The sequence below is a fragment of the Actinomyces sp. zg296 genome, assembly GCF_009829695.1.
Classification (GTDB): domain Bacteria; phylum Actinomycetota; class Actinomycetes; order Actinomycetales; family Actinomycetaceae; genus Actinomyces; species Actinomyces marmotae.
Map to the genome: position 1 here is coordinate 171,949 of NZ_VWPG01000002.1, position 26,573 is coordinate 198,521.

The following is a 26,573-nucleotide window of genomic DNA, read 5'->3' on the forward strand; positions in this document are numbered from 1 at the left end:
GAACAGTGCCACCATGGGTCTCAGTTCGCCTCACGCCGCCCTGGCATCCCGCGACACGACCATTTGAACTCCCCAGGAGGAGAGCGCCATGCCTTGCAAGACCGCCGACAAGAGGATCGACTCCGACCACCTCCGTCAGGAGGCCGCCAATCTCGCCGAGGCCATCGCCGAGCGCGCCGAGCGCGCCGCCGAGTGGGCCGCCCCGCGCGTCGCGCGCGCCGGGGAGAACGTCTCGCGCGCCGCCAAGGAGGCGCAGACGCGCATCGAGCCCGCTTACAGCGAGGCCCGCGCCCGCGTCGTCGACGACTACCTGCCGCGCGCCCAGCGCGCCGCCGAGGCCGCCCGTGCCGCGATCGCCGAGGCCCCTGCGCCCGTCGTCGCCCCCAAGAAGCGCCGCTGCCGTCGCGGCCTCAAGGCTCTCGCCTGGGCCACCGTGGTCACCGCCGCCGCCGGCGCCGCCTACATCGCCTGGCGCCGCAGCCAGCCCGTCGAGGACCCGTGGGCCGAGGAGTACTGGGCCGACTCTGCCGAGGAGGGCGCCGAGCTCCTTGAGGAGGCTACCGGGGCCTGAGCCCACCGGCGGATCGCGCCCGTGACCGCATGACGACGACGGCGCCCCCGACCTGCGATGGTGGGGGCGCCGTCGTCGATTATCGCCCGTGCGCGGCGCTGGCCGCGGGGCCGCAGAGGCCGTTGCGGGGGCCTACTTCCAACGCAGCAGGCCGAGGAAGCCGACCATCATGATGATGAAGCCGATGTAGAGGTTCCCATTGGACAGCCAGTCGGCGGCGTGGTGGTGGAGGAAGTACGGCAATGGGTACTTCCCCTTGAACAGGTAGGTCACCACGACCCACAGGAGACCGATGACCATGAGCACGACCATCGACGGCGCGTACCAACTGGGGCTGCCGGTGCGCACCACCTTCTGGGGCACGCGCGACACGCGATTGGCCGCCGCGCGCGACTCCTCCTCGGCGGCCTTCGCCGCCTTGGCCGGGTTGCCGGAGCGCTTGGCTCTGCGCTTCGCGTGGTCATCAGAGTTCTTGAGCTTGTTCAGCAGGGCCACGCGGGCCTCCTCCTAGCATGACGAGCCTGGGGAAGGGCTCGTGCGCGGGCACTAAAACGCTCCTAGCCTAGGGCATGCGCGGCGTCGGGCGAGAGGTGGGACTGTGATCACGCTTGCCGTTACAAGCAGGGCCGACGCCCTAGACTGGCAGCCGAGCGATGGGCAGGCCATCAGTCCCGCCACGCCCCTGAGGAAAGTCCTGCGGAAGACGGAGTGCGGATGACCAGCATGAGGCACGGCGGAGCGGCGGAGCGCAAGAAGCGCTCGGCGCTCGACATCATGATCACCAGTGTCGGCGAGATCCTCATCACCGTGGGCCTCGTCATCGCCCTCTTCCTCACCTGGCAGCTGTGGTGGACGAGTCTGGACGCCCAGGAGAAGGCCGCCGCCACGCGCGCCGCCTTCGAGAGTCAGCAGGTCGACTCCCCCAAGACCGAGGGAGTCAAGCACTATGACGCCCCGCCCGCCGTCTCCCCCGTCGGCAGCGGGGAGACCATCGGCATGCTCATCGTCCCCAAGTGGTACGGCAAGACGAACAACAACATGCCCATCCTGGAGGGCACCGCCGCGAACATCCTCGACTCCGCCGTCGCCGGCCACTACACCGAGACCCAGCAGGTGGGCGATATCGGCAACTTCGCCCTCGCCGGCCACCGGCGCACCTCCGGAAACTCCTTCCGGCGCATCGATCTCCTCGAGTCCGGCGACGAGGTGGTGGTGGCCACCAAGGACACCTGGTACGTCTACACCGTCACCGAGCACGAGATTGTGAACCCGAACGCCGTCGAGGTCATCGCGCCGGTGCCCCACCATCCCGAGATCGCGGCCACTGATCGCATGCTCACCCTGACCACCTGCCACTCGCTGACAGTCGGCGAGTGGGGCAATGACCACCGGTGGATCACCTACGCGAAGCTCTCCTACTGGATGCCCCGCTCCGAGGGCCGCCCGGCCTCGGTCCTCAACGACCCGGAGGTCAACTGATGTACGGATGGATCTGGCGCCACCTGCCCGGACCGGTGTGGCTGCGCCTCATTGAGGCGCTCGTCCTCGCCGCGCTCGTGGTCCTCGGGCTGTTCGAGTTCGTCTTCCCGTGGGCCAACGAGACCTTCCACCTCTCCGGCGAGGCCACCGTCTGACCGGGCATCCGCCCGCGGCCTCGCGCCCGCCATCCCCCACCCCTCCCCACACGCGAGACCGGTCGAAAATACGAGCGAGACCGGTCGAAATGAGGATCGAGACCGGTTCGGTGGGGTGAATGCTGGCGCTGTGGGGGCGCGTGCTGAGCGCGGATGAGGGGGCTGCTCACTTAAGGGGCGCGCCTGAGCACGGAGGGGCGCCCGGCGGACTGAGAGTCGTGCTCCCAGCGCACCTCTCGGTGCGCGAGCCACCCGTTGGTGCGCGAGGCGCCCGTCGACGGGGACGATGCTCGGCGGGAGCGCGGCCGGCTCACTATCGTGCTGTGCTGATCGACCGGTCTCGATCGTATTTTCGACCGGTCTCGCTCGTGATATCGACCGGTCTCGGCGGTGAGAGGAGGGGAGGGTCAGTTGGAGGTGGCGCCCGTCGACGGGGACGACGATGGATTATTCGGGTCACCCGGCTTCGGGGCCTTCGGGGAGGTCGTCGTGGGCGCGGGCTGGAAATCGTACTTCTTATAGTCGATGGTCACCTGCCCCCCGGCGTCCAGGGAGGCCCCGGCGACGGGGCTCGTGCCCGTGACCTCGGTGGTGTCTTTCTTGGCCGGGTCGGAGGTCTTCTCCGTGGTCGGGCTGTTGACGTTGTAGGTCAGGCCCGCGTCCTGCAGCGCCGTCTGCGCCGCCTCCAGGGTCATGCCCTTGATGTCCGGCACGGTGACCCTCCCCGTGGACAGCACGAGCGCCACCGAGCTCCCGCGCTGCACGGTCGTGTTCGCCGTAGGCTTGGTGCGGATGACCTTGTCCTTGCCGACTTCCGCGGAGTCCTCCGAGGTGGAGGTCCCCACCTTGAGGCCCGCCTTCTCCAGGGCGTCGCGCGCCTCCTCCTGGGTCTTGCCGGACACGTCGGGAACCTCGACCATGGCGGTGCCCAGGGAGTACTGGACCGTCACCGTGGAGCCAGGAGCGGCGCCCGTGCCCACAGCCGGGTCGGTGGAGACCGCCCGGCCCGGGGGGATCGTGTTGGAGGCGACGCCGTCGCCCTTGGCGTAGACCAGGCCGACGGACTCGATCGCGGCCTTGGCCTCCTGCTCCGACTTGCCCGTGACATCCGGGACGGCGACGGTCGTCGGCGTCGGTGAGGCGGTGGGCTTGGGATCGGCCCCGCCGAACTTCCCAGAGCTGACCGCCCACGCGCCCAGCGCCACCGCGACGAGGAGCGCCGCGATGAGCAGCCACAGTCCGAGGCGGTTCTTGGACGCGCGCTCATCATCCTGCTCAGTGGGCATGATCAGGGGCTGCTGGGTCACCGGGGGCGGTGGTGCGGGCGTCTCGGGGCGGGCGGGGCTGAAGGCGTCAGCCTGCTGCGGGAGCGTCGTCGTCGGGGCGGAGGCCCAGGTGGAGGTCGCGGGCGCGGACACGGCATTGCCCTGCTGCGCGGCCAGGAGGTCGGTGCGCATGTGGGCGGCATCCCCATAGCGGTCGTCGCGGCGCTTGGCCAGCGCCTTGAGGACGACTCGGTCGATCGCCTCCGGGATATCGGCGGCGATCGACGACGGCGGCTTGGGCACCTCCCGCACATGCTGGTAGGCGATGGCCACGGCGGAGTCGCCTGTGAACGGCGGATGGCCGGTGAGGAGCTCGTAGAGGAGGCAGCCGGTGGAGTAGAGGTCCGAGCGGGTGTCCACGACTTCCCCGCGGGCCTGCTCCGGGGACAGGTACTGGGCGGTTCCGACGACGGCGTGCTGCTGGGTGACGGTCGCCGCGGAGTCCTCAATGGCGCGGGCGATGCCGAAATCCATGACCTTCACCGCGCCGGTGGAGGTGATCATGATGTTCCCGGGCTTGATGTCCCGGTGGACGATGCCGGCGCGGTGGGAGTACTCCAGGGCGTCGAGCACGCCGGTGACGATCTCGACCGCCTCGGGGATCGGCACGGCCTCGCCGTCGCCCAGGAGCTCGCGGACCGTATGACCCTCCACGTACTCCATGACGATGTACGGGACGGTGCGGCTCGTCCCGTCCGGCTGGACGAGGGTCTCCTCGCCGGAGTCGTAAACGGCAACGATCGAGGGATGGTTGAGCGCGGCGGCGGACTGGGCCTCGCGCTGGAAGCGGGTCTGGAACGTGGAGTCGCTGGCCAGGTCCGAGCGCAGGAGCTTGATGGCGATGACGCGGTTGAGGCGCCGATCGTACCCGAGGCGCACCTCCGCCATGCCGCCACGGCCGATGAGGTCACGGATCTCGTAGCGTTCGGCCAGGATCGCGGGGAACGTGTCGGTCACGGTGCCTCCTTGACTGAGGTGACGGGCACTGGGGCGGGCAATCCGGAGGCCTGCGCGATCAGCTCTGAGCCTGCTTCGCTCAGGGATCCGGTGGTGGTAGGCGATTGAGGGGCGGCGTCCGTCGTGCCCGGTTGCGCTGAGGCTAGGGTACTCATGAGCGCCACGACGGCGGCAATGAGGATGAGCACTGCTCCGGCGAGCATGAGCAGGGCCGGCGCGGATAGGCTGCTCAGGAGCGGCAGGCCGAGGCGGCCCCGCCCCGAGCTGCGGCGGGGGCGACGAGCATCACGCGCGCGATGGGATACCGGCAGGGCCCGCGCGCGCGAGCCATACGCGCCCCGGCGGGCGCTGTGGATCTTGGAGCGGCGCTCGGGCCAGCGCTCGGGCGCGGTCTCGACGATCGCGGCGGCCCACTGCGCGGCGCTCGCCGAGGCTCGTGGGCGCTCGGCAGCCCTCGATGGCTTCGAGGACGCCGGCGCGGCGCTCTCCTCGTCAGTGGCGGCATTGGCCGCCGAGGAGCTGGTCGGCGAGGAGGCCCGGCCCATCCCCGCTGCGCCGCCACCGCCGGCAGTGGAGGCGGCGCCAGGTCCCTGGGCGGCCCTGCCCGTGGAGGCCCAGGCGAGGTTGTCCTCGGGGTCCCAGTGCTCCTCCGGCAGGTGGATGACGATCCGATCGAGGCGCCGGGCGAGCTCGCGAGCCGAGGACGGCCGATCGGCGGGCTTCTTGGCCAGCAGCTCCATAACGACCTGGCGGACCTCGGGGGGCACGCTCTTGGGCATCTGAGGCACGGGCTCGTTGACATGCGCGAAGGCGATGTCCACCTGAGTGGACCCGGTGAAGGGGCGGCGGCCCACGAGAGCCTCGTAGGCGATGATCCCCAGGGCGTAGAGGTCGCCAGAGGGCTGGGCGGCGTTGCCCATCGCCTGCTCGGGCGCCAGGTACTGGGCGGTGCCCATGACCATGCCGGTGGCGGTCATGGGCCGCTGGTGGGGGCCGGTGGAGATGCCGAAGTCGGTGAGTTTGGCCAGGCCCTCCCGGTTGATGAGGATGTTGGAGGGCTTGACATCGCGGTGGACGACGCCGGAGTCGTGGACCACCTGGAGGGCGCGGGCCACCTGCGCGAGGATCGGCAGGATCTCCGCGGGCGCCATCGTTCCCTTCTCCTCCAGGATCTCGGACAGGGGGCGGCCCTGCACGAGCTCCATGATGATCCAGCCCGAGCCCTTGCGCTCCCCGAAGTCCAGGACGACGGCGAGGTTGGGGTGGCGCAGTCCCCGGGAGTTGGCGGCCTCCGCCCGCAGGCGCGACAGGAAGATCTCATCCCCGGTCAGTTCGGGGCGGAGGATCTTGGCGGCGACGATCCGACCTGAGTTGAGATCGGTGGCGCGCCAGACCTCCCCCATGCCGCCCAGGGCGATGCGCTCCAGGAGCTGGTAGCGGCCCTGGAGCTCGAACCCCACCTGTGGGATCACTGGTTCACCGCCGCGTCGATGACGGCGGCCGCGATCGGGCCCGCCTCCGAGCCACCGGTGGCGGTGGGTGAGGTCTGCTGGCCGCCGTCGAGCACCACAGCCAGGGCGATGGACGGCTTGTTGATGTCCGTGCCAGCGAAGCCGACGAACCAGGTGACAGGGCCGCCCTCGTCGGAGCCGGTCTCTGCGGTGCCGGTCTTGCCGGCCACCTGCACGCCGGCGACCTGCGCGGTGGTCCCGGTTCCGGAGGAGACGGCCTCCTGCATGAGGCCGGTGAGGGTCTTGGCGGTCTTGGCGTCGATCGGGGTGCGGGCGACCTCGGGGCTCGTCGTCGAGACGACGGACAGATCGGCGTCCAGGGTGCGGGCGACCAGGTACGGCTTCATCTGCTTGCCCTGATTGGCGACCGTGGCGGCCACCTGCGCCATTTGAAGGGGGGTGACGCGCACGGACTGCTGGCCGATCCCCGCCATGGCGGTCTCCGCGGCGGAGGAGTTGGCCGGGTAGGTGGAGGCGGTCACCGGGAGGGAGAAGTCGTCCTTCGTGCCGAAGCCCCAGGCCTCGGCCTCCTTGGCCAAGGCGTCATCGCCCACGTCCATGGCGAGACGGGCGAAGGGCGTGTTGCAGGACTGCGCGAAGGCCGCGGACAGGGTGGCGGTGCCGTTGCCGCAGGACTCGCCCCGGTAGTTGGACAGCGAGTGGTTCGTGCCGGGAAGCGTGATCGAGTCGGGGGCGTCGAGGGTGGTGGAGGCGGTGACCTTGCCGGCGCGCAGCGCGGCCGAGGTGGTGAGGATCTTGAAGGTCGAGCCCGGGGGGTAGAGGTCGCCGCCGGTCGCCCGGTTGACCAGTGGCTGGCCGGGATCGGCGGAGTACTGCTCCCAGGCGGCCGATACGGCGGCGGCGTCATGGGAGGCCAGGACGTTGGGGTCGAAGGAGGGGGAGGAGACGAGCGCCAGGACCGCCCCGGTGGACGGGTCGAGCGCGACGACCGCGCCGCGCCTGCCGCCCAGCGCGTTCGCGGCGGCCTGCTGGGCCTGGGCGTTGAGGGTCAGGTCCACTGACCCCCCCTCCTGGGAGGCGCCGGTGATAAGGGCCTTCACCCGCGAGGAGAACAAAGAGGGATCATCCCCGTTGAGCACCTTGTTCTCGGACTGCTCCATGCCGGTCAACTCGGAGCGGATCGGCGAGGAGTAGCCGGTCACCTGCGCGTAGAGCGAACCGGAGGAGTAGACGCGCTGGTAGGAGTAGACGTCGTCGGAGGGCTGCGAGGAGGCCACGGGGGAACCGGACACGAGGATCTGGCCGCGATGGGCCCCGAAGGCGGCGAAGGCCGCGCGCTGGTTGCGCCGGTCGGTGGTCAGACTGCCCTCGGAGGACTCCGACTGCCACAGCGCGGGGCGCGCGAAGCCCTGCACGCTGGTCACGGACACGGCCAGTGCGAGGAACATGATGGTCACGAGCACGGCCACCTGGTGGATCTGGCGGTTCATGGCTGGACTCCCTCCACTCTTGGCGTTCCCTGGGGGGCCGTACCGGTCGGGGCGCTGCCCTGTTGCTTGCTCACGCCGTCGGGCGGAGTGTCGATCGTGATGTCCGGATCCTCGTCGAAGGAGCGCCCCGTGCCCGACGGCGTGCCGGCCGGGCCGTCCGCGCCGTGCATCTCATCGAAGTCGAAATCGGGGTCGAGGACGAGCTTGCGCAGGCCCGCGGGCAACTCGGCGGTGTCGATGATGCGCGGCGCCGTCGATGGCGGTCGGCGGGCGGCATCGGATAAGCGCACGAGGAGCGCGAGGATCACCCAGTTCGCCACCAGGGAGGATCCGCCGTAGGCCAGGAACGGCATCGTCAGCCCTGTCAGCGGGATAAGGCGGGTCACGCCACCGACGACGACGAAGACCTGCAGCGCGATCGTGAAGGACAGACCGGTGGCCAGGAGCTTGCCGAAGCCGTCGCGCAGGCTCATGGCGGTGCGCAGACCGCGCTCGATGAGCACGATGTACAGCACGAGGATCGCCAGGATGCCGGTCAGACCCAACTCCTCGCCAATGGAGGAGACGATGAAGTCGGAGTTCGCGAAGGGCACGAGCGTGGGGTAGCCCTTGCCCCAGCCCGAGCCCGTCAGCCCGCCCGAGGCCATCCCGAACAGGGCGTCGGGCAACTGGCGCGACGAGTTCTCATAGACGTCCCGGTCCATGGCGTGCAGCCAGTTCTGGATGCGCGCCTGCACGTGGGCCAGGTGCGTGGCGGCGAACCAGGCGGCGGGCACGAACAGGCCGGCGCCGATGATCAGCCAGGAGGGCCGGTCCGTGGCCACGTACAGGGTGACGACGAACAGGCCGAACAGGAGCAGGGAGGTGCCCAGGTCGCTCTGGGCGACGAGCACCATGATGCTCACCCCCCACACGATGAGCAGCGGCACGAGGTGGCGGGCCCGGGGCAGGTTCATCCCCATGACCCGGCGCCCCGCCAGGGCGAGGTTGTCGCGGTTGGCCACCAGGAAGGAGGCGAAGAAGACCGCGAGGAGCACCTTGGTGAGCTCGGCCGGCTGGAAGGACATGGGGCCGAGCCGGATCCAGATCCTCGCGCCATTGATCTGCACGCCCAGGAATGGGATGAACGGCAGGATGAGGAAGATCAGGCCTGCGACCATCGCCGACCAGTCCCATCGGCGCAGGACGCGGTAGTCGGGGATCATGAGCACCCCGCAGAACAGGGCGATGCCCAGGCCGGTCCAGATCGCCTGGCGCGGTCCGACGTAGTACTGCCAGGCCTCGAGGATCTTGTAGGACATGTCGAGGCGGGAGATCATCGCCAGGCCGATGCCGTTGAGCGCGATGGCGGTGGGCAGGATGACGGGGTCCGCCCAGGGGGCCTTCCACCGCACCCACAGGTGCACGACGATGCCGATGAGCACGAGGGCCCCGCCGAGCAGGAGGGATTGGGCCGGTGAGGCGCCGGTGCGGTTGAGGGCGGTGAAGACGAAGCCGCTCAGGCCGATGATGACGGCGACGACGATGAGCGCGGCCTCCGCCCAGCGTCCCGTGGTGCGGTGCGCGCCTAGGGGGCTGGCAGGGGGCGCGCTCATCGGTTGGCTCTCGGGCCCGCGGGATCGGAAGCGCACGTGATCACCCTTGCGCGGTCGCCGATGGCGTGGGCTGGGTGGGGGGCGTGGCGGTGGGCGTTGCGGTGCCGGCGGGGGTGGGGGCCGGCGTCGTCGGGAGGATGGTCGCGGCGGACACCGTCTGGGAGACGTAGGCGCGGGCCTCCTCAAGCGAGCCCTTGGCAACCGTGTCGGCGAGCCGGGACCGCATCTCGGCGGTGAGGGCGTCCACCGGTGGAGCGTCATAGGTCTCGACGACGTGGCTCAGGCGGATGAGGCCCACGGACTGCGGGATCCCCTGGTAGATGGCGATCCGCTCCTGACCGTTGGCCAGGGTGGTGGTCACGTAGTACTGCCGCTGCGTCCACATGTACCCCAGGCCGAGGGCCGCGGCCAGGGCGGTCAGAAGGATGAGTGAGGCGACCAGTGAGCGGCGGCCGCGACGGCGCTGGGTCTCGGCGCGCTCGGCCTGCTTGGCGGCCTCCTCGGCGACGAGCTCGCGCTCGGAACGGCTGGCCTCCTTACCGGCCTTAGGATCAAGGCCCGCCACCAGGGCGGCGGCCTTGGCGGCCGGGGTGTCAGCGGAGCCCGGCCCGGGGCTCGCCGCGCCATCGGCGCCCTCGTCCTCCTGGCCCTCCTCCCCGGGCTCGGCGTCGGCCGGGGTTCCGGCGCTCTTGGCGCGGGCCGCGGCGGCCAGGGCGCGCCGGTTGGCGGCCGAGCCGACGACCTGGGCGTCGGACTGGGGCGACTCGTCGTCGTCGACGATGTCGACGATGACGACGGTGACATTGTCCGGGCCGCCGGCGCGTAGGGCCAGATCGATGAGCTGGTCGGCGGCCATCTCCGGCTCGGGGATCGAGGTGAGGACCTCGCCGATCGTCTCAGCGGTGACCGGGCCGCACAGGCCGTCGGAGCACAGGAGCCAGCGGTCCCCGGGGACCGCCTCGCGGATCGACTCGTCGAGCTGGACGTCGCCCTCGGCGTCGCCCAGGACGCGCAGCAGGACGGAGCGCTGGGGGTGCCGGCGCGCCTGCTCGCGGGTGAGGCGGCCGGACTCCACGAGGTACTCCACGAAGGTGTGGTCGGTGGTGACCTGGGTGAACTCGCCGTCGCGCAGGAGGTAGGCGCGTGAGTCGCCGACGTGGACCATGGCGAGCTTGTTGCCGGAGCGCATGAGGCCCACGCAGGTGGTGCCCAGTCCTGACAGTTCGGGGTCGGAGGCCGAGCGGTTGATGAGTTCGGCATGGGCGTCCTGCACCGCCGAGCGCAGGAGGCTGAGGAGCTCGCCGGCCTGGTGGGAGTCGGCGTCGAGGGGCGCCAGGTGCTCGATGGCGACCGCCGAGGCGATGTCACCGCCGGCGGGGCCGCCCATGCCGTCGCACAGGACGCACAGGTGGGGGCCCGCGTAGGCGGAGTCCTGGTTGGACTGCCTCACGAGTCCGATGTCGCTCCGGGCGGCGTAGCGCAGGGAGATCGTCATGGGCGCAGCTCCAAGGTGGTCTGACCGATCTTCACGGGCACGCCGATTGGCAGCTCGACGGCCCCGTGCACTGAGCGCCCGCCCAGCATGGTTCCGTTCGTGGAGCCCAGGTCCTCCAGCCACCAGGACCCGTCCTTGGGGAAGACGCGGGCGTGGCGGGAGGAGGCGTAGGAGTCATCGAGCACGAGGGTTGATGACGGCGATCGGCCGATGATGATCGACGATGGGGAGAGTGGGACGGTGGAGCCGGCGAGCGGCCCCTCGGTGATGATGAGACGGCGGGCGTCGTTGCGCCTGGGCGGCGCGGGCGGGGCCTGAGGGGCGGCCTGGCCCTGCCCCCGCTGCGCGCGGGGAGCGGAGGGGAGCGCGCGCCCGGGGCGCCCGATCGGGATATCGGCCATGTCGCGCTTCAGGACGCGAATGACGAGATAGACGAAGACCCACAGCAGGACGATGAACCCCAGCCGCAGAGCAGTGAAGGCCAGCTGGCTCAAGTGGCCGCTCCTACGGGTGACGGCGCCTGGTTGGCGCTCTGAGACCCGTCCCAGAACATGATCCGGGTGCGGCCGATCGTCAGCGTGTTGCCGTCCAGGAGGGTGGCGGCGTCGACCCTGTGGCCCTCGACGAAGGTGCCGTTGGTCGAACCGAGATCGGTGGCGATGGCATGGCCCTGGGTCAGGCGGATCTCCAGGTGGCGGCGGGAGACGCCGGAGTCATCGACGATGATGTCCGCCTCGCTGCCGCGACCGATGACTGTGACCTGCCCGGTGAGCAGGTAGCGCTGGCCGTCGATGTCGAGGATCGGCTGGGTCGGCGACGGCGTGGCGACCTGGGTGGAGGCGCCCCGGCGCGTGGAGGAGTCGACCTCGATGGCCGAGGCCGCGAGGGTGGAGTCGGAGGCGAACACGACCTCCACGGGCCCGACGAAGGAGTAGCCCTGCTCGGCGGCGTGGGATGTGGCGACGTCGATGAGCTGGTGGACCATCTCCGCCTCGCCCCAGGCGCGGACTCGCTCGATGGCGGTGGCTGGGAGCCGGACGCGGAAGTGGTTGGGCACCACGGAGCGGTCGCGCGCGAATGAGGCGGCCCGCTTGTCCATCGTCTCGCGGATCTTGGAGGCGATCTCGATCGGCTCGATGTCGTCCCCCAGCCGTGACATGGCACGGCTGGTGACGCTCCCAACGCCCTTCTCGAGCTTGTCCAGGAAACCCATGGACTCAACCTCCCTGTGTGGGGACTGCTCCCGGCCGCATGAGGCCGGATTCTCTCCGCGCCCATCGTAACCGCTGATCCGGTGCGAGCCGAGTGGGGCGCGTTGCAAGACGGTCGATATTCGCGGGGCGGCGCCCTCGCGCGAGATCCGGGTGACTGGTGTCACTGCCCGAGGGGAGGTGCTTAATTGGACTCCGGGGGCCTCCAACGGCTATCGTCTCTCTCGCTTCTCGCGCGAGTGGCGGAATTGGTAGACGCGCACGGTTCAGGTCCGTGTGATCTAACGATCATGGGGGTTCGAGTCCCCCCTCGCGCACCGAGTACGGTGTGGGCCCGGTCCAGATGGACCGGGCCTTCGTCGTCGTCCCGATGATCCCGGTTGCCCGGCCCGCCCCGACCGCTGGCCGCGCGGCGCGCCGGCGGGGGGCGGGCGCGGCTCAGGCGCGGCGTCGGCGCTCGACGAGGCGGGCGACCATCTGGCCGACGGCCGCCCCGCACCAGGAGCCGACGGCGTTCTGGGCGATGTTGGCCAGGCTCGGCCTGCGCTCAAGGGAGGGGATGAGCTCCTGGGCGACCTCCGCGCCCGCTCCGATGAGGCAGCCCAGCAGCGCCCACGCCCACCAGGGCACCCGCGGCCAGGCCAGCGTGAGGATCGCCGTCAGGGGCGCCAGCATGACGAGGTTGAGGGCGACATCCTTGCCCTCCTCGCTCAGGAAGGGCGGGCCGAGGAAGCTCTTCATGGAGGCGACATCGCCTCCCGAGGGCCAGAGCACCGCCATGAGCACTGCGATCCCGTAGAGGAACGCCAGGGCCCTCGCCGTTCTCCGGCGGGGGCCGGGCCGGTGGGCGTGCCGTGGCGTGGTCAGCCGATCAGGCCCGAGGTGGGGGAGCCCCTCGGTGGAGTCCGGATCGATGTTGCTGGGCGCTCCGACACGGGAGGAGCGCGAGATCATGGGAACGGGCACGCCTCTCAGCCTAGGTGTGGGAAGGGATGGGTTTCGAGACCGTGGAGGCTCGAAATGGTCACGAGACCGGTCGATCGGGGCGAGACCGGTCGATATTAGGAACGAGACCGGTCGATATCAGGAGCGAGACCGGTCCGCCATCCACAGGCCCTCCTAGCCCTTGTGGGGGCGGGAAGGGCCTGTGGAGGACCAACCGGTCTCGATCGTCATTTCGACCGGTCTCGATGCTGTTTTCGACCGGTCTCGGCGCGGAGGGGGGTGGGGATCAGCAGCAGCCGGTCTCGATGCTCTGCTCGGCGAGCTCGCGGCGGGCACGCCAGTACTCCCGCTCGCTCATCGGCTCATGATCCGGATGCTCGCGCCGGTGACGGGCGACGTAGCGCTCGTACCCGGACTCGCCGGTGAAGTCCCGCCACATGGCGCGCGCCTGGCGCAAGCCGTCACGCAGGCCGTTGGGGAGCCCCGTCAGGGCGCGAGTCATCCGAATCATCTCCTTCTCGAGCCGGCTGTCAGTGAGCGCCGTGGGGCGCCTGGCCGGGGATGAGCGCCGGGTCGCCCACGGCCTCGTACTCCTTGACGAGCTTCTTCTGCAGCGGCGAGGCGAGCATCGTGCTCGGCGCGTAGAAGTTGGACTCCTGGTAGGGGTCCTCGGAGTTCGAGGTGTCGTGCGCGCGGATCGCCTTGATGACCCGCAGGAGCGCCATGATCATGACGAAGGCCACCATGGCCACGAACACGACGGACAGGGTTCCCTGGATCATCGTGTTGCGCACGACTGCCCGAGTGTCGGCGATCGCCGTGGCGTCGGTGAGCGTGGGCAGGAGCTTCTTGGCGTCGCGCCACTGCTGGAAGTAGCCCACGCGCGGATCGGTGGAGAAGATCTTGTGCCACGACGCCGTGAAGGTGACCACCGTGTCGAACACCAGCGGGATCATCGGGATCCACACGTACTTCGTGTAGCCCTTGCGCACCACCATGACCGTGCACACCAGCAGCGCGACGGCCGCGATGAGCTGGTTGGCGATGCCGAAGAGCGGGTAGAGGGTCTGGATCCCTCCTCGGGGATCGGTCACACCCATGAGCAGCAGCGATCCCCAGGCCGTCACAACGACGGCGGTGGTCGCCCAGGCGCCCACGTGCCAGGAGGGGTCGCGGAACTTGGGCCAGATGTTGCCCAGCGCGTCGGAGAGCTGGAAGCGCGCCACGCGGGTGACGGCGTCGACGGCCGAGAGGATGAACAGGGCCTCGAACATGATGGCGAAGTGGTACCAGAATCCCATCATGGCCCGGCCGCCGCCGATCTGGTGGAGGATGTGCGACATCCCGACGCTGAGGGTCGGCGCCCCACCGGTGCGCGAGACGATGCTGGGCTCGCCGACGTCGGAGGCCACCTGCTTGAGCGCCTCGGCGCCCGTGAAGGTCTTGGGGTTGCCCGCCTCGTCCCAGGAGTCCCAGGTGGGCTCCATCCGATTGCCGTGGGCGTCAGTGACGTTGAGGTTCTCGACGGCGGCGTCGGCGATCTCGGCGCGCGCGGCGGCCTTGTCATTGCCGTTGGCGGCGTTGGCCGAGGCGACGACGCTGGGGCCGGCGAGCTTGTCCATCGAGGCCGGGGAGGTGTTCATCGAGAAGTAGATGCCGGGGCTGAGCGAGACGGCCGCCGCCAGGGCCATGATCGCCACGAAGGACTCCATGAGCATGCCGGCGTAGCCGATCATGCGGACCTGCGACTCCTTCTGGATCATCTTGGGGCTGGTGCCCGAGGAGACCATGGCGTGCATGCCGGATAGGGCGCCGCAGGCGATGGTGATGAACAGGAACGGGAAGATGGCGCCGGCGAAGACCGGACCCTCGGTGTTGCTGGCGAACTCGGAGACGGCGGCCATCTCGACGACGGGGCGCACGATGATGATCCCGATGGCCAGGATCGCGATGGTGCCGACCTTCATGAAGGTCGAGAGGTAGTCACGCGGGGTGAGCAGCACCCACACCGGCAGGACGGCGGCGAGGAAGCCGTAGATGACCATGGCCCACACGAGCGTCGTGGGGGACAGGTGCAGGAACTTGCCGAGGGAGGACTCGGCCACCCACCGGCCGCCGATGATGACGCCGATGAGGATGGCGAAGCCGACAATGGAGACCTGCGTGATGTTGCCGGGCTGGACGTAGCGCAGCCACAGGCCCATGCCGATGGCGATCGGGATGGTCATGCCGACACTGAAGACGCCCCAGGGGGACTCGGCCAGGGCGTTGACGCAGACCATCGCGAGGACCGCCAGGACGATCATGAGCATGACGAAGACGACGATCGTGGCGACCGTGCCGCCGATCTTGCCGATCTCATCGGTGGCCATCTGGCCCAGGGACCGCCCGCCGCGGCGCATGGAGAAGAACAGGACGAGCATGTCCTGCACAGCCCCGGCCACGACGACGCCCAGGATGATCCACAGCGTTCCCGGCAGATAGCCCATCTGGGCGGCGAGGACCGGCCCGACCAGGGGGCCAGCGCCGGCGATGGCGGCGAAGTGGTGGCCGTAGAGGACCACGCGGTGCGTCGGGTCGAAGTCGCGGCCGTTGTTGATGCGCTCGGCCGGGGTCGCGTTGGTGTCATCGGGGCGCATGATCCTGCGCTGGATGAACAGGCCGTAGAAGCGGTAGCCGATGGCATAGGTGCAGATGGCGGTCACCACGAACCAGATCGTGTTGACCCTCTCCCCGCGCGCCACTGCCAGCATCCACCAGCCCAGCACTCCCAGGGCGGTGATGACCACCCAGGTCGCGATGCGCTTGGGGGTCCAGGTGGTGTCCATCCTGGTGCCGACGGGCACGCCAGCTTTGTTCCTGATGATGAGGCGCTCCTCCTGGGGGGTGTAGGAGGGCAGATCCTTCTGGTCTTGGGAGTTCATAGATTCCCTTCTCGGCACTGAGAGAGAGCGTTGCGGGGTGGGACATGAGGCGCGCCTGTGATGACGGCCTCGCAGAGCCTACTCATTGTCTCAGGGATTGGCCACGTTGACTACGCCAGTGTCAGTAAAACGCGGTGCAGGGGTGTCAAGTGTGGACAGACGGCGCGGGAGCGGAGCGGGTCCGCCCTGAACCGGTCTCGTTGCTGATAACGACCGGTCTCGTTGCTGATAATGACCGGTCTCGGTGGTGATAACTACCGGTCTCGGCGAGGGGGCTGGGGGGCGTGGGGGCCGAGGGAGTCCGGGGTGATGACGGGCAGGACCGACCAGGGGAAGTTGATCCACTTGTCGGTCTCCTTCCAGCAGTAGTCCGGGGTGAAGACGGAGCGGGGCTTGCGGTAGATGACGGCGCTGCGCGCGTCGACCGGCACCGTCTCATCGCCCAACTCCAGGCCCTGACTGCGCAGGAGGTCCATGACCAACTTGAGGGTCTTGCCCGAGTCCGCGACGTCGTCGACCACGAGGACTTTCTTGCCCGGCAGCTCGGAGGCGTCCATGAGCGGGGGCAGGATAACCGGCTCCTCCAGCGTCTCGCCGATGCCGGTGTAGAACTCGACGTTCATCGCGCCCATCGCCTTGATCCCGATGGCGTAGCCGATCGCGCCGGCCGGGATGAGGCCGCCGCGGGCGATGGCGATGATGAGGTCCGGCATCCAGCCCGAGGCGACGATCTGCGCGCTCAGCTCGCGCTCGGCGACGCCGAAGAGCTCCCAGGTGAGGTTCTCACGGTCCGGGTGGTCGGCGGTGGAGGCGCCGTCGTCGAAGGCCGCGCCGGGGGCGGTGGGAGAGGTCTGGTTGGGGCTGTTCGCGTTGCTCACGTCGGCATCCTGGGATCGGGACAAAGCGGTTGCGTGTGAATCGTAGTCGGAGGCGCGCGCCGAGGCGAGGCGCCCGGATCGGCCGCGCGCCGCCGGCCGGGCGTCGCCGTCGGCGTCGTGCTCCTGGGGACGGGCCCGGGGGGGCACGGGCTTGTCCCTGAGAGCACGAGCCTGGCGCCGCGGGAGGGGATGGGCCTCAGCAGGGCGCGTCGTCGAGGTGCGCGACGAGGGAGGCCGCCAGTCCCGTGTAGGTCGCGGGTGTGAGGGCCAGGAGGCGCGCCTCCACCTCGGTGGGCATGCCCAGGCCGGCGATGAACTCCCGCATCCCCTCGGCGCTCACCGCGCGGCCGCGGGTCAGCTCCTTGAGGCGCTCATAGGGGTCGGCCATGCCCGTGGCCCCGGCCACCGACGCCGCCCGCATCGCCTGCTGCACCGGCTCTCCCAGCACCTCCCACGTCGCGTCCAGGTCCTCGGCGAGCCGCGCGGCATCGACGTCGAGTCCGGCCAGGCCCCGGCGGAGGTTGTCGATGGCCAGCAGGCAGTGGCCCAGGCCGACGCCGATGTTGCGCTGCGTCGTCGAATCGGTGAGGTCGCGCTGGAGGCGGGAGGTCACCAGCGTGGCGGCGAGCGTGTCCAGCAGCGCCCCCGAGACCTCCAGGTTCGCCTCGGCGTTCTCGAAGCGGATCGGGTTGACCTTGTGCGGCATCGTCGACGAGCCCGTGGAGCCCTGCGCGCTCAGGCGCTGGCGGAAGTAGCCCAGGGAGATGTAGGTCCAGGCGTCCGTGGCCAGGTTGTGGGCGATCCGCCCGAAGCGCGCCACGTCGGCGTAGAGCTCGGCCTGCCAGTCGTGGGACTCGATCTGCGTGGTCAGCGGGTTCCAGGTCAGGCCCAGGTGCTCCACGAAGTCGCGCGCCACCGCCTCCCAGTCGGCCCCCGGCACGGCGACGACGTGCGCCCCGTAGGTGCCGGTGGCGCCGTTGATCTTGCCCAGGTACTCGGCGGCCTCGACGCGGCGCGCCTGGCGGCCCAGCCGATGGGCGAGCACGGCGAGCTCCTTGCCCAGCGTGGTGGGCGTGGCGGGCTGGCCGTGCGTGCGCGACAGCATCGCGGCGCCGGCGTGCTCGCGCGCCATCGCGCCCAGATCGGCGACGAGCCCGCGGGCTGCCGGGAGCCACACCTCCTGGATCGCTGAGCGGATGGTCAGGGCGTAGGCGAGGTTGTTGATGTCCTCGGAGGTGCAGAGGATGTGGACGATCTCGCCCATGCCCGGCAGGACAGTGGCCCCGCCGTCGGCGCCCGTGACCCCGGGGGCCTGGGCCGCGGCGGCGAGGCGGCGCTTGAGCAGGTACTCCACGGCCTTGACGTCGTGGCGGGTCTCGGCCTCGATGGCGGCGAGCTCGGCGATCTCGTCCGGCCCGAAGGCCTCCACGAGCCCGCGTAGGTAGGCGGTCTCAGCCTCGGTCAGGACGGGCGCCCCGGGGAGCACGCGGTTGGCGGTGAGGTGGATGAGCCACTCGACCTCCACGTGCAGGCGGGCCCGATTGAGGGCGGCCTCGGAGAGGTGGTTGGTCAGCGGGGCGACGACGGCGCGGTAGCGGCCATCGAGCGGACCCAGAGCGATGGGGGGAGTCACGGTGGCGAGGTCGACCATGCGCTCATTGTGGCAGGCGCTGGGCGTCCCGCGCGCTGGGCGCCCAGCGGGATGGTGGTCAGTCCCGCTTCCGGTGGAGGGCGGCGACGACGACCGCCGAGACGACCGAGGTGATGAGCGCGGCCGGGATCGCCCCGGACCAGCCGTTCACCATCAGCCCCACGGCCAGGCGGTCACCGGCGGCGCCGCTGAGGAGCTCCTCCGTGATCCAGCCCGTCAGTCGCAGCATCGCGCCGTTGACCACGAGGGCGAACAGCCCGAAGGTGAGGAGGTACAGGGGGAAGGTCAGCACCTTCGCGACGGGCTTGACCACTGAGTTCACGGCGGCCAGCACCGCGCCGATGATGAGGAGGTTGACGATCGCCAGCAGCGTCGTCGCGTTGGCGGGCAGGGACACTGAGGCGGGGAGGAGGCGCGAGGCCAGCCACAGCCCGGCGGCGTTCCCAACGATCCTGATGGCCAGTTCCATGCCTCTATCCTGCCAGCCCCCGCGCGGGCCGCGCAGTGACGGGGCTGCGAGGAGGGCGCGGAGGCGCCCGGGAGGATGACTGGACCGTGGGCCGCTCTCGCTACGCTCATCCCATGACGTACGACGCCTCGCGCCCCACCGCCGTCGAGCGCCCCACCGCCGAGGCCGGGCGCCGCTCCGACGCCCTCACCCGCCCGCGCCGCCCGGAGGCGGGATGAGCGAGCCGCCGGGCGGCCGGGCGCCAGGGCCGCCCGAGCCCCCCGCCTGGATCGCCGAGCTCGTGCCCGTGGCCGATCGCGCCCGAGCGCCCCTGACCACCGCCCTTCCCTGGATCGGCGCCGGAGCCCTCGTCGCGGCGGCCGCTGGCGCCTGGGCGGCCCGCCTCTCCCCGCGCGACCTGCCCGTAGCGCCCTGGCATGCCGCCCTGCTCCTCCTCGCCGCCGGCGCTGTCCTCACCCTCGACCGTGACCTGCCCGCGGACCACCGTCTGCCCGCGGGCGTGGTCACCGGCACCCGGGTGCTCCTCGTCGACCTCACCGTGAGCGCCCTGTCCCTCGGGCTGTGGATCGGGCTGCGCCTGTCCGGCGCCCCGCGCGCCCTCCTGACCGCCGCGACCTGCGCGGGAGCGGCCGTGGTCATCGGCAACCTCGGGGCCTGGTTGCGCGCGGGCCTCGGCGCCCGGGCGCGCCGGGCGGCGGCAGCGCTGGCCGTGGTGAGCGCGCTGGCCGTCGTCGTGGCGGGACTCGTGGTGGGCATGGCCGAGGGGCCACGACTGCCGGGCGCCTCCTGGTGGTGGGTGGGCGCGCTGGCCGTCGTCGCCGATGTCGAGGCGGCGCTCGCCGTGCGCCGTGAGAGCGGGGCGCGACGCCGGGGCGCGGCCGCCTGAGGCTCCCCCGCCCCTGGTGGGGGACGCCTGCGGCGCTCCGGCCCCGCTCGCGGCCCCCGCCCCTTCCCCGTGAACCACAGGCGTCCTCATGCATGACCTGTGACGGCCTCTGGGGACGCCCCGCCCAGGGCGCTCCGGGGCCGACCTACCGTCGAGACATGGCACAACTCGACATCGCGTCGGCCGACACCGAGGTCGACGCCGCATCCGTTCCCTCTGCCGTCCCCGCCAGTTGGACGGGGCTGGCCGCCAACCAGTGCCAGAGCGCCCTGGACTCGGCCGTCCTGCTCATCCCGGCCCTCCACCCACTCATCGATGCCGCTGCCAGCGCCGCCAAGGACTTCGACGCGATGCGAGGAGGCTCGTCATGACGCCCGTGGCCGCCACGCTGCTCAGAGCGGACCCCGTCCTGCCGCCCAGCCCCCCGCCGACGGGCCGGGCCCACCGCGCTGAGCCCTCGGCGAATCCCCGTCCCTCGCCCTCAACCACCCAGGCGCCGAGCCCCGTGCCGACCGCCCAGGCGCGACCCGCCCCGGTGCCGCCCCCAGGGGCGCCGGTCATCTCCGGTCACAGGTGGGGGATGACCCAGGGCCGCCCGCTCGTCCTCGTGGCCGGGGGGTCATCCATCTCAGTGAATACGGCGGACCTGGATGCCCTCGCGGCCTCGCTCACCACCGCCGCCAGCCATCTCGACACCGCGGCGAAGCATGTGCGCAGCGCCAAGACCGACGCCGAGAACGCGCCCGTCCCGGCGGATATCATCGCCCAGGACCCCAGTTACAACACGGTGACCGGCGCCCAGACCGGCAGCTCCCTCCTGCCCGACGCCGATTCATCATTCGTCGCGAACCTCATCGAGCTCCCCGTCGCCGCCTTCGAGCGCAAGCGCAGCGCCCTCATCTCCGCTTGCGACGCCCTGCTCACGGGCACCGGCTCGCTCAGCGCCGCCTCGAGAGCCCTCACCTCGCTGGCGGCGGACGTGTCGGCCTGCTCGCTCATGTACACCGACGCCGAGCACGGCGCTACGGTGCGCACGGATGCCGACGTCGGCGCCCGCGTCCACGGCCCGTCCCCGGAGGCCCTCGTGGCCGGCGTGGCCATTGGGAGCGGGCTGGCGTTCACCGCCGGCGTCTGGCTGCCCACAGCCATCCTCGTCGACATCCTCACCACCTACGGATTCATGCCCGAGGACGCCCAGGTGGTCCTGGAGGACCTGCAGCTCCTGCTCAAGAGCGATGTCACCTCGGAGTGGGCCCTGAGCAACATCATCGGGCTGGCCTGCCTCGGCGCCTGGGCGAGGAAGGGGGAGACCGGCCGGGAGGGAGCCACCATCGAGGAGTTCCTGCGGGTCTCCGCGAGTCGGCTCGACGCCAAGGCGACGGCGGAGCTCCCCGCTGAGGTGCAGGTGGGCAGTCGGAAGGTGCCCACATCCTCCCTCACGCCGATGCAGCGCGTCGCCTACGCCCTGGCGCTCGAATCGGAGAGGGCCGGGGTCATCCGCCACGGTGAGCCGACCGGCCTGCTCATCGCTCCGCACAACAAGAAAGGCGCCACGGGCACGGCGGTCCGCGTCCCGCCCGGCCCTCAGGACCCCTTCGGCCTGGGCACCGGCATCGCCGTCCAGGACCTCACCGGCAGCCGGATCGACTCCCCGCCATCCACAGCCTCCGAGCTCCTCGACCACGCCCAGACCATCAAGGGCCAGGCTCGGGGCGACGGCGCCGGCGCCATCTCGATCCTGCGCACGGACCACGCCGACGGCACGCGCAGCTGGGTGGTCGTCGTGCCCGGAACCACCGAGTGGACCAGCGGGGATTCCAACCCCCAGGACCTCCAGACCAACCTCCAGGCCGTCTCCGGGCGCCCCACGGACATGGAGGCCGCCGTCGTCACGGCGATGAGGCAGTCAGGGATCCAGCCGGGCGAGGAGGTTGGGATCTACGGGCACTCCCAGGGCGCGATGACGGCGGTCAACATCGCCTCCGACCCCGCCCTCACCGAGCGCTACACGATCACGAGCATCCTGACCGCGGGCGGCCCCACCTCCGGGGTGGCCCTGCCGGACGGCGTGCGCGCCCTCCACCTGGAGTCCACCAGCGACGTCGTGCCCGGGCTGGATGCCTCCACCAACCCGGTCTCCCCCAACCGGGCCACCGCCTACGTCGACACCCGCGGGGGAAGCGCTCACACCGAGTCGGTGTACGCCGACGCCGTGCGCGGCGCCGAGAGCGGTGAGCGGGCCTTCGCCGACTACTCCAAGGACCTCTCCCGCCTCACCGGGGCGCGGGAGCAGGGGGCCACCACCACCGAGGTGGTCTTCGACGTCACCCGCGAGTCCTGACAGCTTCCGGGAGAGCCGGGGCGCGGGCAGCCGGGCGTCGGGCGGTCGGGGGCGGAAGACGGGGCGCGGAAGGGCCCCTTGGTGGGAGGATGCGGCAATGAGCAGCACGAGCACGTCCGCCACGGGCGCCGTAGCGCCTGTTTCCGCTCCCCCGGCCGTCCCGCTGCGCCGCGGCATCGCGGCCCTGCCGGCCTATGTGCCCGGCGCCCGCCCCCAGGGCGCGGGGATCGCCAAGCTCTCCTCCAACGAGTTGCCCTACCCGGTCCAGGACTCCGTCCTCGCCGCCCTCACCGACGCCGCCGCGGGTGTCAATCGCTACCCGGAGATGACCGGGCAGTCGCTGGCCGAGGCCCTGGTCGCCAGGCACGCCGAGCACGGGATCGACCCCCGGCAGATCGTGCTCGGCAATGGCTCAGTGGCCCTCATCCAGCACCTGCTTGACACGGTCTGCGAACCGGGTGACGAGGTCGTCATCCCCTGGCGGTCCTTCGAGGCTTACCCGATCTGTGTCGCGGTGGCCGGGGCGCGGGCCGTGCGCGTCCCCGTCACCGCCGAGGGCCGCCACGACGTGCCCGCCATGCTCGCCGCCTGCGGGCCAGCCACCCGGGTCATCATGGCCTGCACCCCGAACAACCCGACCGGCCCCGCCCTCACTGCCGCCGAACTGGAGGCGCTGGTGGATGGCGCCCCCGATGATGTGCTCGTGCTCGTCGATGAGGCCTATCTCGACTTCGTCACCGATCCGGCGGTCGGCAATGCCCTCGACCTGCTCGCTGACCACCCCGGCCTCGTGGTCTGCCGGACCTTCTCCAAGGCTCACGCCCTGGCCGGCATGAGGGTGGGCTACCTCGTGGCAGAGCCGGCGCTGGCCGCGGCGATCCGCTCCGTGACCACGCCTTTCGGGGTGAGCCTGCCCGCGCAGGCCGCTGCCGCTGCCGCCATCACCCCGCCGGCCCTGGCCGAGACGGCCAGGCGTGCGCGCGCCGTCGCCGTCGAGCGGGACCGGGTCCTCGCCGCGCTGCGCGATCAGGGCTGGTCGGTTCCGGACGCCCAGGGCAACTTCCTGTGGCTGCCCGTGGGCGGGGACGCCGCCGCCCTAGCCGCGCACTTCGAGGCGGCCGGCATCCTCGTGCGGCCCTTCGACGGCGACGGCGCGCGCGTCAGCATCGGGACGCCAGCGGAGAACGACCGCGTCCTGGCCGCGGCGGCCTCCTGGCCTGGCGAGCGCGCCTGACTGAGCCGCCTCGCCCTCATACCGCCCCCGCTCAGGCGATCGTGACGAGGAACAGGGCGCAGAAGACCATCTCCACGATCCCCATCGTCCCCGGCCGCAGGGGCCGGTGCTTGAGGCGCACCTGGCGCCACTGGAGGGTCGGCATGACCCAGGCGCGGATCGCCAGCACCACCCACAGGATCGCGTGCGCCCACGGGACATATCCCCCGGCCGCCGCCCAGACGGCGAGCGCGGCGACGACGGCGTGGGCCGCCGTGCACCCCACGAGCAGGCGGGTGTTGAAGCGCTCGCGGATCATCGACTTGATGTACGGGACCGTCCCCCCGAAATAGGCGGCGATGAGCGCGGTGGCCATCCAGGACCACGCCCATCCCGTGAGTTCGCCATTGGGGCTCGCCCCGGCGAGCGCCGTCGCCCCCTCGCCGGTGCCGAGGAAGCCGCCCTGACCCTGGACCGCCAGGTGGTAGGTGATGCCGGCCATGAGGCTGGCGGCGGTCGTCGTGGACAGCCCGGAGGCCAGTGAGCGCTCACGGCCGCGCCACACCTCGTGAGCGGCGATGCCCAGCAGTGGCAGCATCGGGATGGCCCATTGCAGCAGGTAGGGGGCCAGGAGGATCGTCAGCAGCCCCAGCCCCGCGGTGAGCGACGTGTAGGTGGCCATCGGGGGGATGAGGAGGGCGCGCTTGCGGGCTGAGCGCGTGCGCAGCCACTGCGACCAAGCCCAGTAGGTGAGGTAGCCGTTCCACCAGGCCGGCAGGAGCAGGAGGTTGAGCCAACTCCAGCCGCCGACCACCCAGCCGACCATCGGCGGGACGATGAGCATCGCCCACGCCCCGTGCTGGTTGGGAACCCAGGCTCGGCGGCCCGGCTGGCGGCGGATCTGCTCCTGCGTGGGACGGGGCGCGCGGCCGGGCCGACGGGGAGCCCGCTTCGACGGCGCGGGGGGACGGGTCTGCGTCATGTGAGCCAGCGTACGGGCCCGCTCATCTGCGCGTCAGCACTGTCATCTCCCGGAGTCGCGCCGGGGGGCCTGGGATCGGGCAGGGGGCGGTGGCGCCGGTGAGGGGGCCGGCCCGACGAAGCGGCGCCACCGCCCAGGTGGTCCGTCAGCTCCTAAGGGCGGAGGCGACGACCTTCTTGGCTTCCTCCTGGACGAGGGCGAGGTGCGCCTCGCCCTTGAAGGACTCGGCGTAGATCTTGTAGACGTCCTCCGTGCCGGACGGGCGGGCTGCGAACCAGGCGCTCTCGGTGGTCACCTTCAGGCCGCCGATCGGCTGGCCGTTGCCGGGGGCCTTGACGAGGCGCGCGGTGATGGGCTCACCGGCGAGCTCGGTGGCCGTGACGTCCTCGGGGGACAGGGCGGCGAGCTTGGCCTTCTCCTCCTTGGAGGCGGCGGCGTCGATGCGCGCGTAGGCGGAGGCGCCGAAGCGCTCGACCTGCTCGTCGTGGAGTTGGGAGGGCGACTTGCCGGTGACGGCGATGATCTCGCTGGCCAGGAGGGCCAGGATGATGCCGTCCTTGTCCGTGGACCACACGGTGCCGTCCTTGCGCAGGAAGGAGGCGCCGGCGCTCTCCTCGCCGCCGAAGCCCACCGAGCCGTCCAGCAGGCCGGGCACGAAGTGCTTGAAGCCGACGGGCACCTCGACGAGCTCGCGGCCCATCGCGGCCACGACCCGGTCGATGAGGGAGGAGGAGACGAGGGTCTTGCCGACCTTCGCGTCGGCTCGCCAGCCGGGGCGGTGCGTGAAGAGGTACTCGATGGCGACGGCCAGGTAGTGGTTGGGGTTCATGAGCCCGTCGGGGGTCACGATGCCGTGGCGATCGGAGTCGGCGTCGTTCCCGGTGGCGACGTCGTAGGGGGTGTTGCCCTCGGCGTCGGGGGTCATGGCGGCGCGCAGGGAGGCCATGGCGTTGGGGGAGGAGCAGTCCATGCGGATCTTGCCGTCCCAGTCCAGCGTCATGAAGGACCAGGCGGGGTCCACGTTCGGGTTGACGACCGTGAGTTCAAGGCCGTAGCGCTCCCCGATGGCGCCCCAGTAGTCCACGGAGGCCCCGCCCAGCGGGTCGGCGCCGATGCGCACGCCGGCGGCGCGGATGGCCTCCATGTCGATGACGCTCTCGAGGTCGGAGACGTAGGTCTCCAGGTAGTCGTGCTTGACGATGTGGGGCCCCTCAAGGGCCTCGGCGATGGGCACGCGCGGCACGTCCCGCCAGCCGGAGGCGAGCAGTTCGTTGGCCCGGGCGGCGATCCAGCTCGTGGCGTCGGAGTCGGCGGGGCCGCCGTGCGGTGGGTTGTACTTGAAGCCGCCGTCGCGCGGCGGGTTGTGGGAGGGGGTGACGACGATGCCGTCGGCCAGGCCGGGGCCGCCGTCGCGCGGGCCGGCCTCGGTGCCCGCACCGTTGGCCAGGAGGATGGAGTGCGAGACGGCGGGGGTGGGCGTGTAGGAGCCGCGGGCGTCGATGGCGGTGGTGACGCCGGCGCCCACGAGCACCTCGATGGCGGTGCGCCAGGCGGGCTCGGACAGGGCGTGCGTGTCGCGGCCGATGTAGAGGACGCCGTCGGTGCCCTGGGAGCGGCGGTACTCGACGATCGCCGCGGTGGTGGCGACGATATGGGCCTCGTTGAAGGCGGTGTCGAGGGAGGAGCCGCGGTGCCCGGAGGTGCCGAAGACCACCTGCTGGGCGGGGTTGGCGGGGTCGGGGACGAGCTCGTAGTAGGCGGATGTGACCTCGTCGACGTCGATGAGGTCCTCGGGATGGGCAACTGTTCCTGCGCGTGGGTGCATGGGGGCAGTGTGTCATGCGCCACCGCTGCGGCCGAGCATGTCCACCGGGCGGACGGAATCAGCATGGCTAGCGGGACGCTCTCGCCTCCGGGCTCAGATCACCGAGATGCCGGCGCCGAGCGCGGCGCCGAGCGCGTCTGCGATGCCCGGGCGGCTCTGAGGGGCCGCCGGAGCCACCGCCCCGCCCCGGCGCTCTACAGTGTGTGGCAGCGCACCATCGGCGCCCTGCACCCCGCCCCGGAAGGATCGCCCATGCCCACCCGCATCGCCACCACCCAGGCTCCCGCCGCCGTCGGCCCCTACTCCCAGGGCGTGAGCGCCTCCGACGCGCCCGGCTCCCTCGTTTTCGTCTCCGGCCAGGTGCCGCTCGACCCCGCCACCGGCGCGCTCGTCGACGGCGGCATCGCGGCCCAGGCCGAGCGGTCCCTGAGGAACGTGGGCGCGATCCTCGCCGAGGCCGGCCTGGGCTACGAGCACGTCGTCAAGACCACGGTCCTACTCGCTGACATCGCCGACTTCGCGGTCGTCAACGAGGTCTACGCCCGCTACTTCACCGGCGAGGTCCTGCCCGCCCGGGCCGCCTTTGCCGTGGCCGCCCTGCCGCTGGGGGCGCGCGTGGAGATCGAGGCCATCGCCGTTCGCCCCTGAGGGGGTTGAGCCGCGGCCGCCCCTTGGAGCCCCTGAAACGTTGGGATTCCTGGCTTGCTAG

General features: G+C 71.2%; 24 protein-coding genes and 1 tRNA gene. 9 read left to right on the top strand and 16 right to left on the bottom strand.

Translation table 11 applies throughout. The annotated features are described in order from the left end of the window. The first annotated feature begins 88 nt into the window (after nt 1–88). Nucleotides 89–571 (top strand): hypothetical protein, encoded by a 483-nt coding sequence (locus GVV76_RS01110; protein ID WP_159624315.1) that lies wholly within the window; start codon nt 89–91, stop codon nt 569–571. A 132-nt stretch (nt 572–703) separates the two neighbouring features. On the opposite strand, the gene GVV76_RS01115 is transcribed toward GVV76_RS01110, so the two are convergent. Further along, the gene (locus tag GVV76_RS01115; RefSeq protein ID WP_159624318.1) at nt 704–1,066 is read right to left on the bottom strand and encodes a cell division protein CrgA; all 363 of its coding nucleotides are present in this window, start codon (nt 1,064–1,066) and stop codon (nt 704–706) included. 219 nt (nt 1,067–1,285) lie between these two features. Here GVV76_RS01115 and GVV76_RS01120 point away from each other — a divergent pair, with 219 nt between their 5' ends. Both GVV76_RS01120 and GVV76_RS10175 read left to right on the top strand, forming a co-directional pair. Next, on the top strand, nt 1,286–2,050 hold the full coding sequence (locus GVV76_RS01120) for a class E sortase (protein WP_175993952.1): 765 nt from the start codon (nt 1,286–1,288) through the stop codon (nt 2,048–2,050). Next, nucleotides 2,050–2,205: a hypothetical protein gene (locus GVV76_RS10175; RefSeq protein ID WP_175993953.1), complete on the top strand. Its 156-nt coding sequence runs from the start codon at nt 2,050–2,052 to the stop codon at nt 2,203–2,205. The genes GVV76_RS01120 and GVV76_RS10175 overlap by 1 nt, the downstream gene beginning before the upstream one ends. A gap of 407 nt (nt 2,206–2,612) precedes the next feature. Here the strand turns inward: GVV76_RS10175 and pknB are convergent, their stop codons facing one another. The 7 genes from pknB to GVV76_RS01155 are packed head-to-tail and all read right to left on the bottom strand — an operon-like array spanning nt 2,613 to nt 11,752. After that, nucleotides 2,613–4,487 carry a Stk1 family PASTA domain-containing Ser/Thr kinase gene (gene pknB / locus GVV76_RS01125; protein ID WP_159624320.1) on the bottom strand — a complete coding sequence of 625 codons (1,875 nt, stop codon included), beginning with the start codon at nt 4,485–4,487 and terminating at the stop codon, nt 2,613–2,615. Further along, entirely contained in the window at nt 4,484–5,947 is a 1,464-nt protein-coding gene (locus GVV76_RS01130; RefSeq protein ID WP_235925235.1) for a serine/threonine-protein kinase, read from the bottom strand. Before GVV76_RS01130 ends, pknB begins: the two co-directional genes overlap by 4 nt. Nucleotides 5,948–5,955: 8 nt before the next feature. After that, nucleotides 5,956–7,449 (bottom strand): peptidoglycan D,D-transpeptidase FtsI family protein, encoded by a 1,494-nt coding sequence (locus GVV76_RS01135; RefSeq protein WP_159624324.1) that lies wholly within the window; start codon nt 7,447–7,449, stop codon nt 5,956–5,958. Next, nucleotides 7,446–9,044, bottom strand: coding sequence for an FtsW/RodA/SpoVE family cell cycle protein (locus GVV76_RS01140; protein WP_159624326.1), 1,599 nt, complete (start codon nt 9,042–9,044; stop codon nt 7,446–7,448). The genes GVV76_RS01135 and GVV76_RS01140 overlap by 4 nt, the downstream gene beginning before the upstream one ends. Nucleotides 9,045–9,084: 40 nt before the next feature. Next, the gene (locus GVV76_RS01145) at nt 9,085–10,539 is read right to left on the bottom strand and encodes a PP2C family protein-serine/threonine phosphatase (protein WP_159624328.1); all 1,455 of its coding nucleotides are present in this window, start codon (nt 10,537–10,539) and stop codon (nt 9,085–9,087) included. Continuing rightward, nucleotides 10,536–11,033: an FHA domain-containing protein FhaB/FipA gene (locus GVV76_RS01150; protein ID WP_159624330.1), complete on the bottom strand. Its 498-nt coding sequence runs from the start codon at nt 11,031–11,033 to the stop codon at nt 10,536–10,538. Before GVV76_RS01150 ends, GVV76_RS01145 begins: the two co-directional genes overlap by 4 nt. Beyond that, on the bottom strand, nt 11,030–11,752 hold the full coding sequence (locus GVV76_RS01155) for an FhaA domain-containing protein (RefSeq protein ID WP_159624332.1): 723 nt from the start codon (nt 11,750–11,752) through the stop codon (nt 11,030–11,032). Before GVV76_RS01155 ends, GVV76_RS01150 begins: the two co-directional genes overlap by 4 nt. A gap of 231 nt (nt 11,753–11,983) precedes the next feature. On the opposite strand from GVV76_RS01155, the gene GVV76_RS01160 reads away from it, so the two are divergent. Beyond that, nucleotides 11,984–12,067, top strand: a tRNA-Leu gene (locus GVV76_RS01160). A 121-nt stretch (nt 12,068–12,188) separates the two neighbouring features. Here GVV76_RS01160 and GVV76_RS10270 read toward each other — a convergent pair. From GVV76_RS10270 to GVV76_RS01190, 6 genes are all read right to left on the bottom strand, one after another. Then, the gene (locus tag GVV76_RS10270; protein WP_235925236.1) at nt 12,189–12,716 is read right to left on the bottom strand and encodes a VanZ family protein; all 528 of its coding nucleotides are present in this window, start codon (nt 12,714–12,716) and stop codon (nt 12,189–12,191) included. Between the two features lie 265 nt (nt 12,717–12,981). Then, nucleotides 12,982–13,197, bottom strand: a complete 216-nt coding sequence (locus GVV76_RS01170; protein WP_159624334.1) for a YbdD/YjiX family protein — start codon at nt 13,195–13,197, stop codon at nt 12,982–12,984. Between the two features lie 28 nt (nt 13,198–13,225). Beyond that, entirely contained in the window at nt 13,226–15,619 is a 2,394-nt protein-coding gene (locus tag GVV76_RS01175; RefSeq protein ID WP_159624336.1) for a carbon starvation CstA family protein, read from the bottom strand. Between the two features lie 254 nt (nt 15,620–15,873). Continuing rightward, nucleotides 15,874–16,497 (bottom strand): phosphoribosyltransferase, encoded by a 624-nt coding sequence (locus GVV76_RS01180; protein ID WP_159624338.1) that lies wholly within the window; start codon nt 16,495–16,497, stop codon nt 15,874–15,876. Nucleotides 16,498–16,693: 196 nt separating this feature from the next. Then, nucleotides 16,694–18,148, bottom strand: coding sequence for an adenylosuccinate lyase (gene purB / locus GVV76_RS01185; protein WP_159624340.1), 1,455 nt, complete (start codon nt 18,146–18,148; stop codon nt 16,694–16,696). A gap of 58 nt (nt 18,149–18,206) precedes the next feature. Beyond that, entirely contained in the window at nt 18,207–18,617 is a 411-nt protein-coding gene (locus GVV76_RS01190; protein WP_159624342.1) for a phage holin family protein, read from the bottom strand. A 214-nt stretch (nt 18,618–18,831) separates the two neighbouring features. Between GVV76_RS01190 and GVV76_RS01195 the strand changes: the two genes are divergently transcribed. The 4 genes from GVV76_RS01195 (at nt 18,832) to hisC (ending at nt 23,078) form a co-directional block, all read left to right on the top strand. Beyond that, nucleotides 18,832–19,503 (top strand): hypothetical protein, encoded by a 672-nt coding sequence (locus GVV76_RS01195; protein WP_159624344.1) that lies wholly within the window; start codon nt 18,832–18,834, stop codon nt 19,501–19,503. Between the two features lie 158 nt (nt 19,504–19,661). Further along, nucleotides 19,662–19,874 (top strand): hypothetical protein, encoded by a 213-nt coding sequence (locus tag GVV76_RS01200; protein WP_159624346.1) that lies wholly within the window; start codon nt 19,662–19,664, stop codon nt 19,872–19,874. Further along, complete coding sequence (locus GVV76_RS01205) at nt 19,871–21,844, top strand: hypothetical protein (RefSeq protein ID WP_159624348.1); 1,974 nt, start codon at nt 19,871–19,873, stop codon at nt 21,842–21,844. The genes GVV76_RS01200 and GVV76_RS01205 overlap by 4 nt, the downstream gene beginning before the upstream one ends. A 97-nt stretch (nt 21,845–21,941) precedes the next feature. Further along, on the top strand, nt 21,942–23,078 hold the full coding sequence (hisC, locus tag GVV76_RS01210) for a histidinol-phosphate transaminase (protein WP_159624350.1): 1,137 nt from the start codon (nt 21,942–21,944) through the stop codon (nt 23,076–23,078). Between the two features lie 31 nt (nt 23,079–23,109). Here hisC and GVV76_RS01215 read toward each other — a convergent pair whose 3' ends face one another. Beyond that, nucleotides 23,110–24,039 (bottom strand): YwiC-like family protein, encoded by a 930-nt coding sequence (locus tag GVV76_RS01215; RefSeq protein WP_236263139.1) that lies wholly within the window; start codon nt 24,037–24,039, stop codon nt 23,110–23,112. A 145-nt stretch (nt 24,040–24,184) separates the two neighbouring features. Beyond that, nucleotides 24,185–25,864, bottom strand: coding sequence for a phosphoglucomutase (alpha-D-glucose-1,6-bisphosphate-dependent) (pgm, locus tag GVV76_RS01220; RefSeq protein ID WP_159624352.1), 1,680 nt, complete (start codon nt 25,862–25,864; stop codon nt 24,185–24,187). A 252-nt stretch (nt 25,865–26,116) separates the two neighbouring features. Here pgm and GVV76_RS01225 point away from each other — a divergent pair, with 252 nt between their 5' ends. Beyond that, a complete protein-coding gene (locus tag GVV76_RS01225; RefSeq protein WP_159624354.1) occupies nt 26,117–26,512 on the top strand; it encodes a Rid family detoxifying hydrolase in 396 nt (131 codons plus the stop codon). The last annotated feature ends 61 nt before the right edge of the window (nt 26,513–26,573 follow it).

Coding starts and splice junctions, on each gene's coding strand:
- purB (WP_159624340.1), bottom strand. CDS start 18,148: ATGGTCGACCTCGCCACCGTGACTCCCCCCATCGCTCTGGGTCCGCTC.
- GVV76_RS01155 (WP_159624332.1), bottom strand. CDS start 11,752: ATGGGTTTCCTGGACAAGCTCGAGAAGGGCGTTGGGAGCGTCACCAGC.
- GVV76_RS01190 (WP_159624342.1), bottom strand. CDS start 18,617: ATGGAACTGGCCATCAGGATCGTTGGGAACGCCGCCGGGCTGTGGCTG.
- GVV76_RS01175 (WP_159624336.1), bottom strand. CDS start 15,619: ATGAACTCCCAAGACCAGAAGGATCTGCCCTCCTACACCCCCCAGGAG.
- GVV76_RS01225 (WP_159624354.1), top strand. CDS start 26,117: ATGCCCACCCGCATCGCCACCACCCAGGCTCCCGCCGCCGTCGGCCCC.
- GVV76_RS01205 (WP_159624348.1), top strand. CDS start 19,871: ATGACGCCCGTGGCCGCCACGCTGCTCAGAGCGGACCCCGTCCTGCCG.
- GVV76_RS01135 (WP_159624324.1), bottom strand. CDS start 7,449: ATGAACCGCCAGATCCACCAGGTGGCCGTGCTCGTGACCATCATGTTC.
- GVV76_RS01195 (WP_159624344.1), top strand. CDS start 18,832: ATGAGCGAGCCGCCGGGCGGCCGGGCGCCAGGGCCGCCCGAGCCCCCC.
- GVV76_RS01170 (WP_159624334.1), bottom strand. CDS start 13,197: ATGACTCGCGCCCTGACGGGGCTCCCCAACGGCCTGCGTGACGGCTTG.
- pgm (WP_159624352.1), bottom strand. CDS start 25,864: ATGCACCCACGCGCAGGAACAGTTGCCCATCCCGAGGACCTCATCGAC.
- GVV76_RS01120 (WP_175993952.1), top strand. CDS start 1,286: ATGACCAGCATGAGGCACGGCGGAGCGGCGGAGCGCAAGAAGCGCTCG.
- hisC (WP_159624350.1), top strand. CDS start 21,942: ATGAGCAGCACGAGCACGTCCGCCACGGGCGCCGTAGCGCCTGTTTCC.
- GVV76_RS01200 (WP_159624346.1), top strand. CDS start 19,662: ATGGCACAACTCGACATCGCGTCGGCCGACACCGAGGTCGACGCCGCA.
- GVV76_RS01110 (WP_159624315.1), top strand. CDS start 89: ATGCCTTGCAAGACCGCCGACAAGAGGATCGACTCCGACCACCTCCGT.
- GVV76_RS01215 (WP_236263139.1), bottom strand. CDS start 24,039: ATGACGCAGACCCGTCCCCCCGCGCCGTCGAAGCGGGCTCCCCGTCGG.
- GVV76_RS01140 (WP_159624326.1), bottom strand. CDS start 9,044: ATGAGCGCGCCCCCTGCCAGCCCCCTAGGCGCGCACCGCACCACGGGA.
- GVV76_RS01145 (WP_159624328.1), bottom strand. CDS start 10,539: ATGACGATCTCCCTGCGCTACGCCGCCCGGAGCGACATCGGACTCGTG.
- GVV76_RS10175 (WP_175993953.1), top strand. CDS start 2,050: ATGTACGGATGGATCTGGCGCCACCTGCCCGGACCGGTGTGGCTGCGC.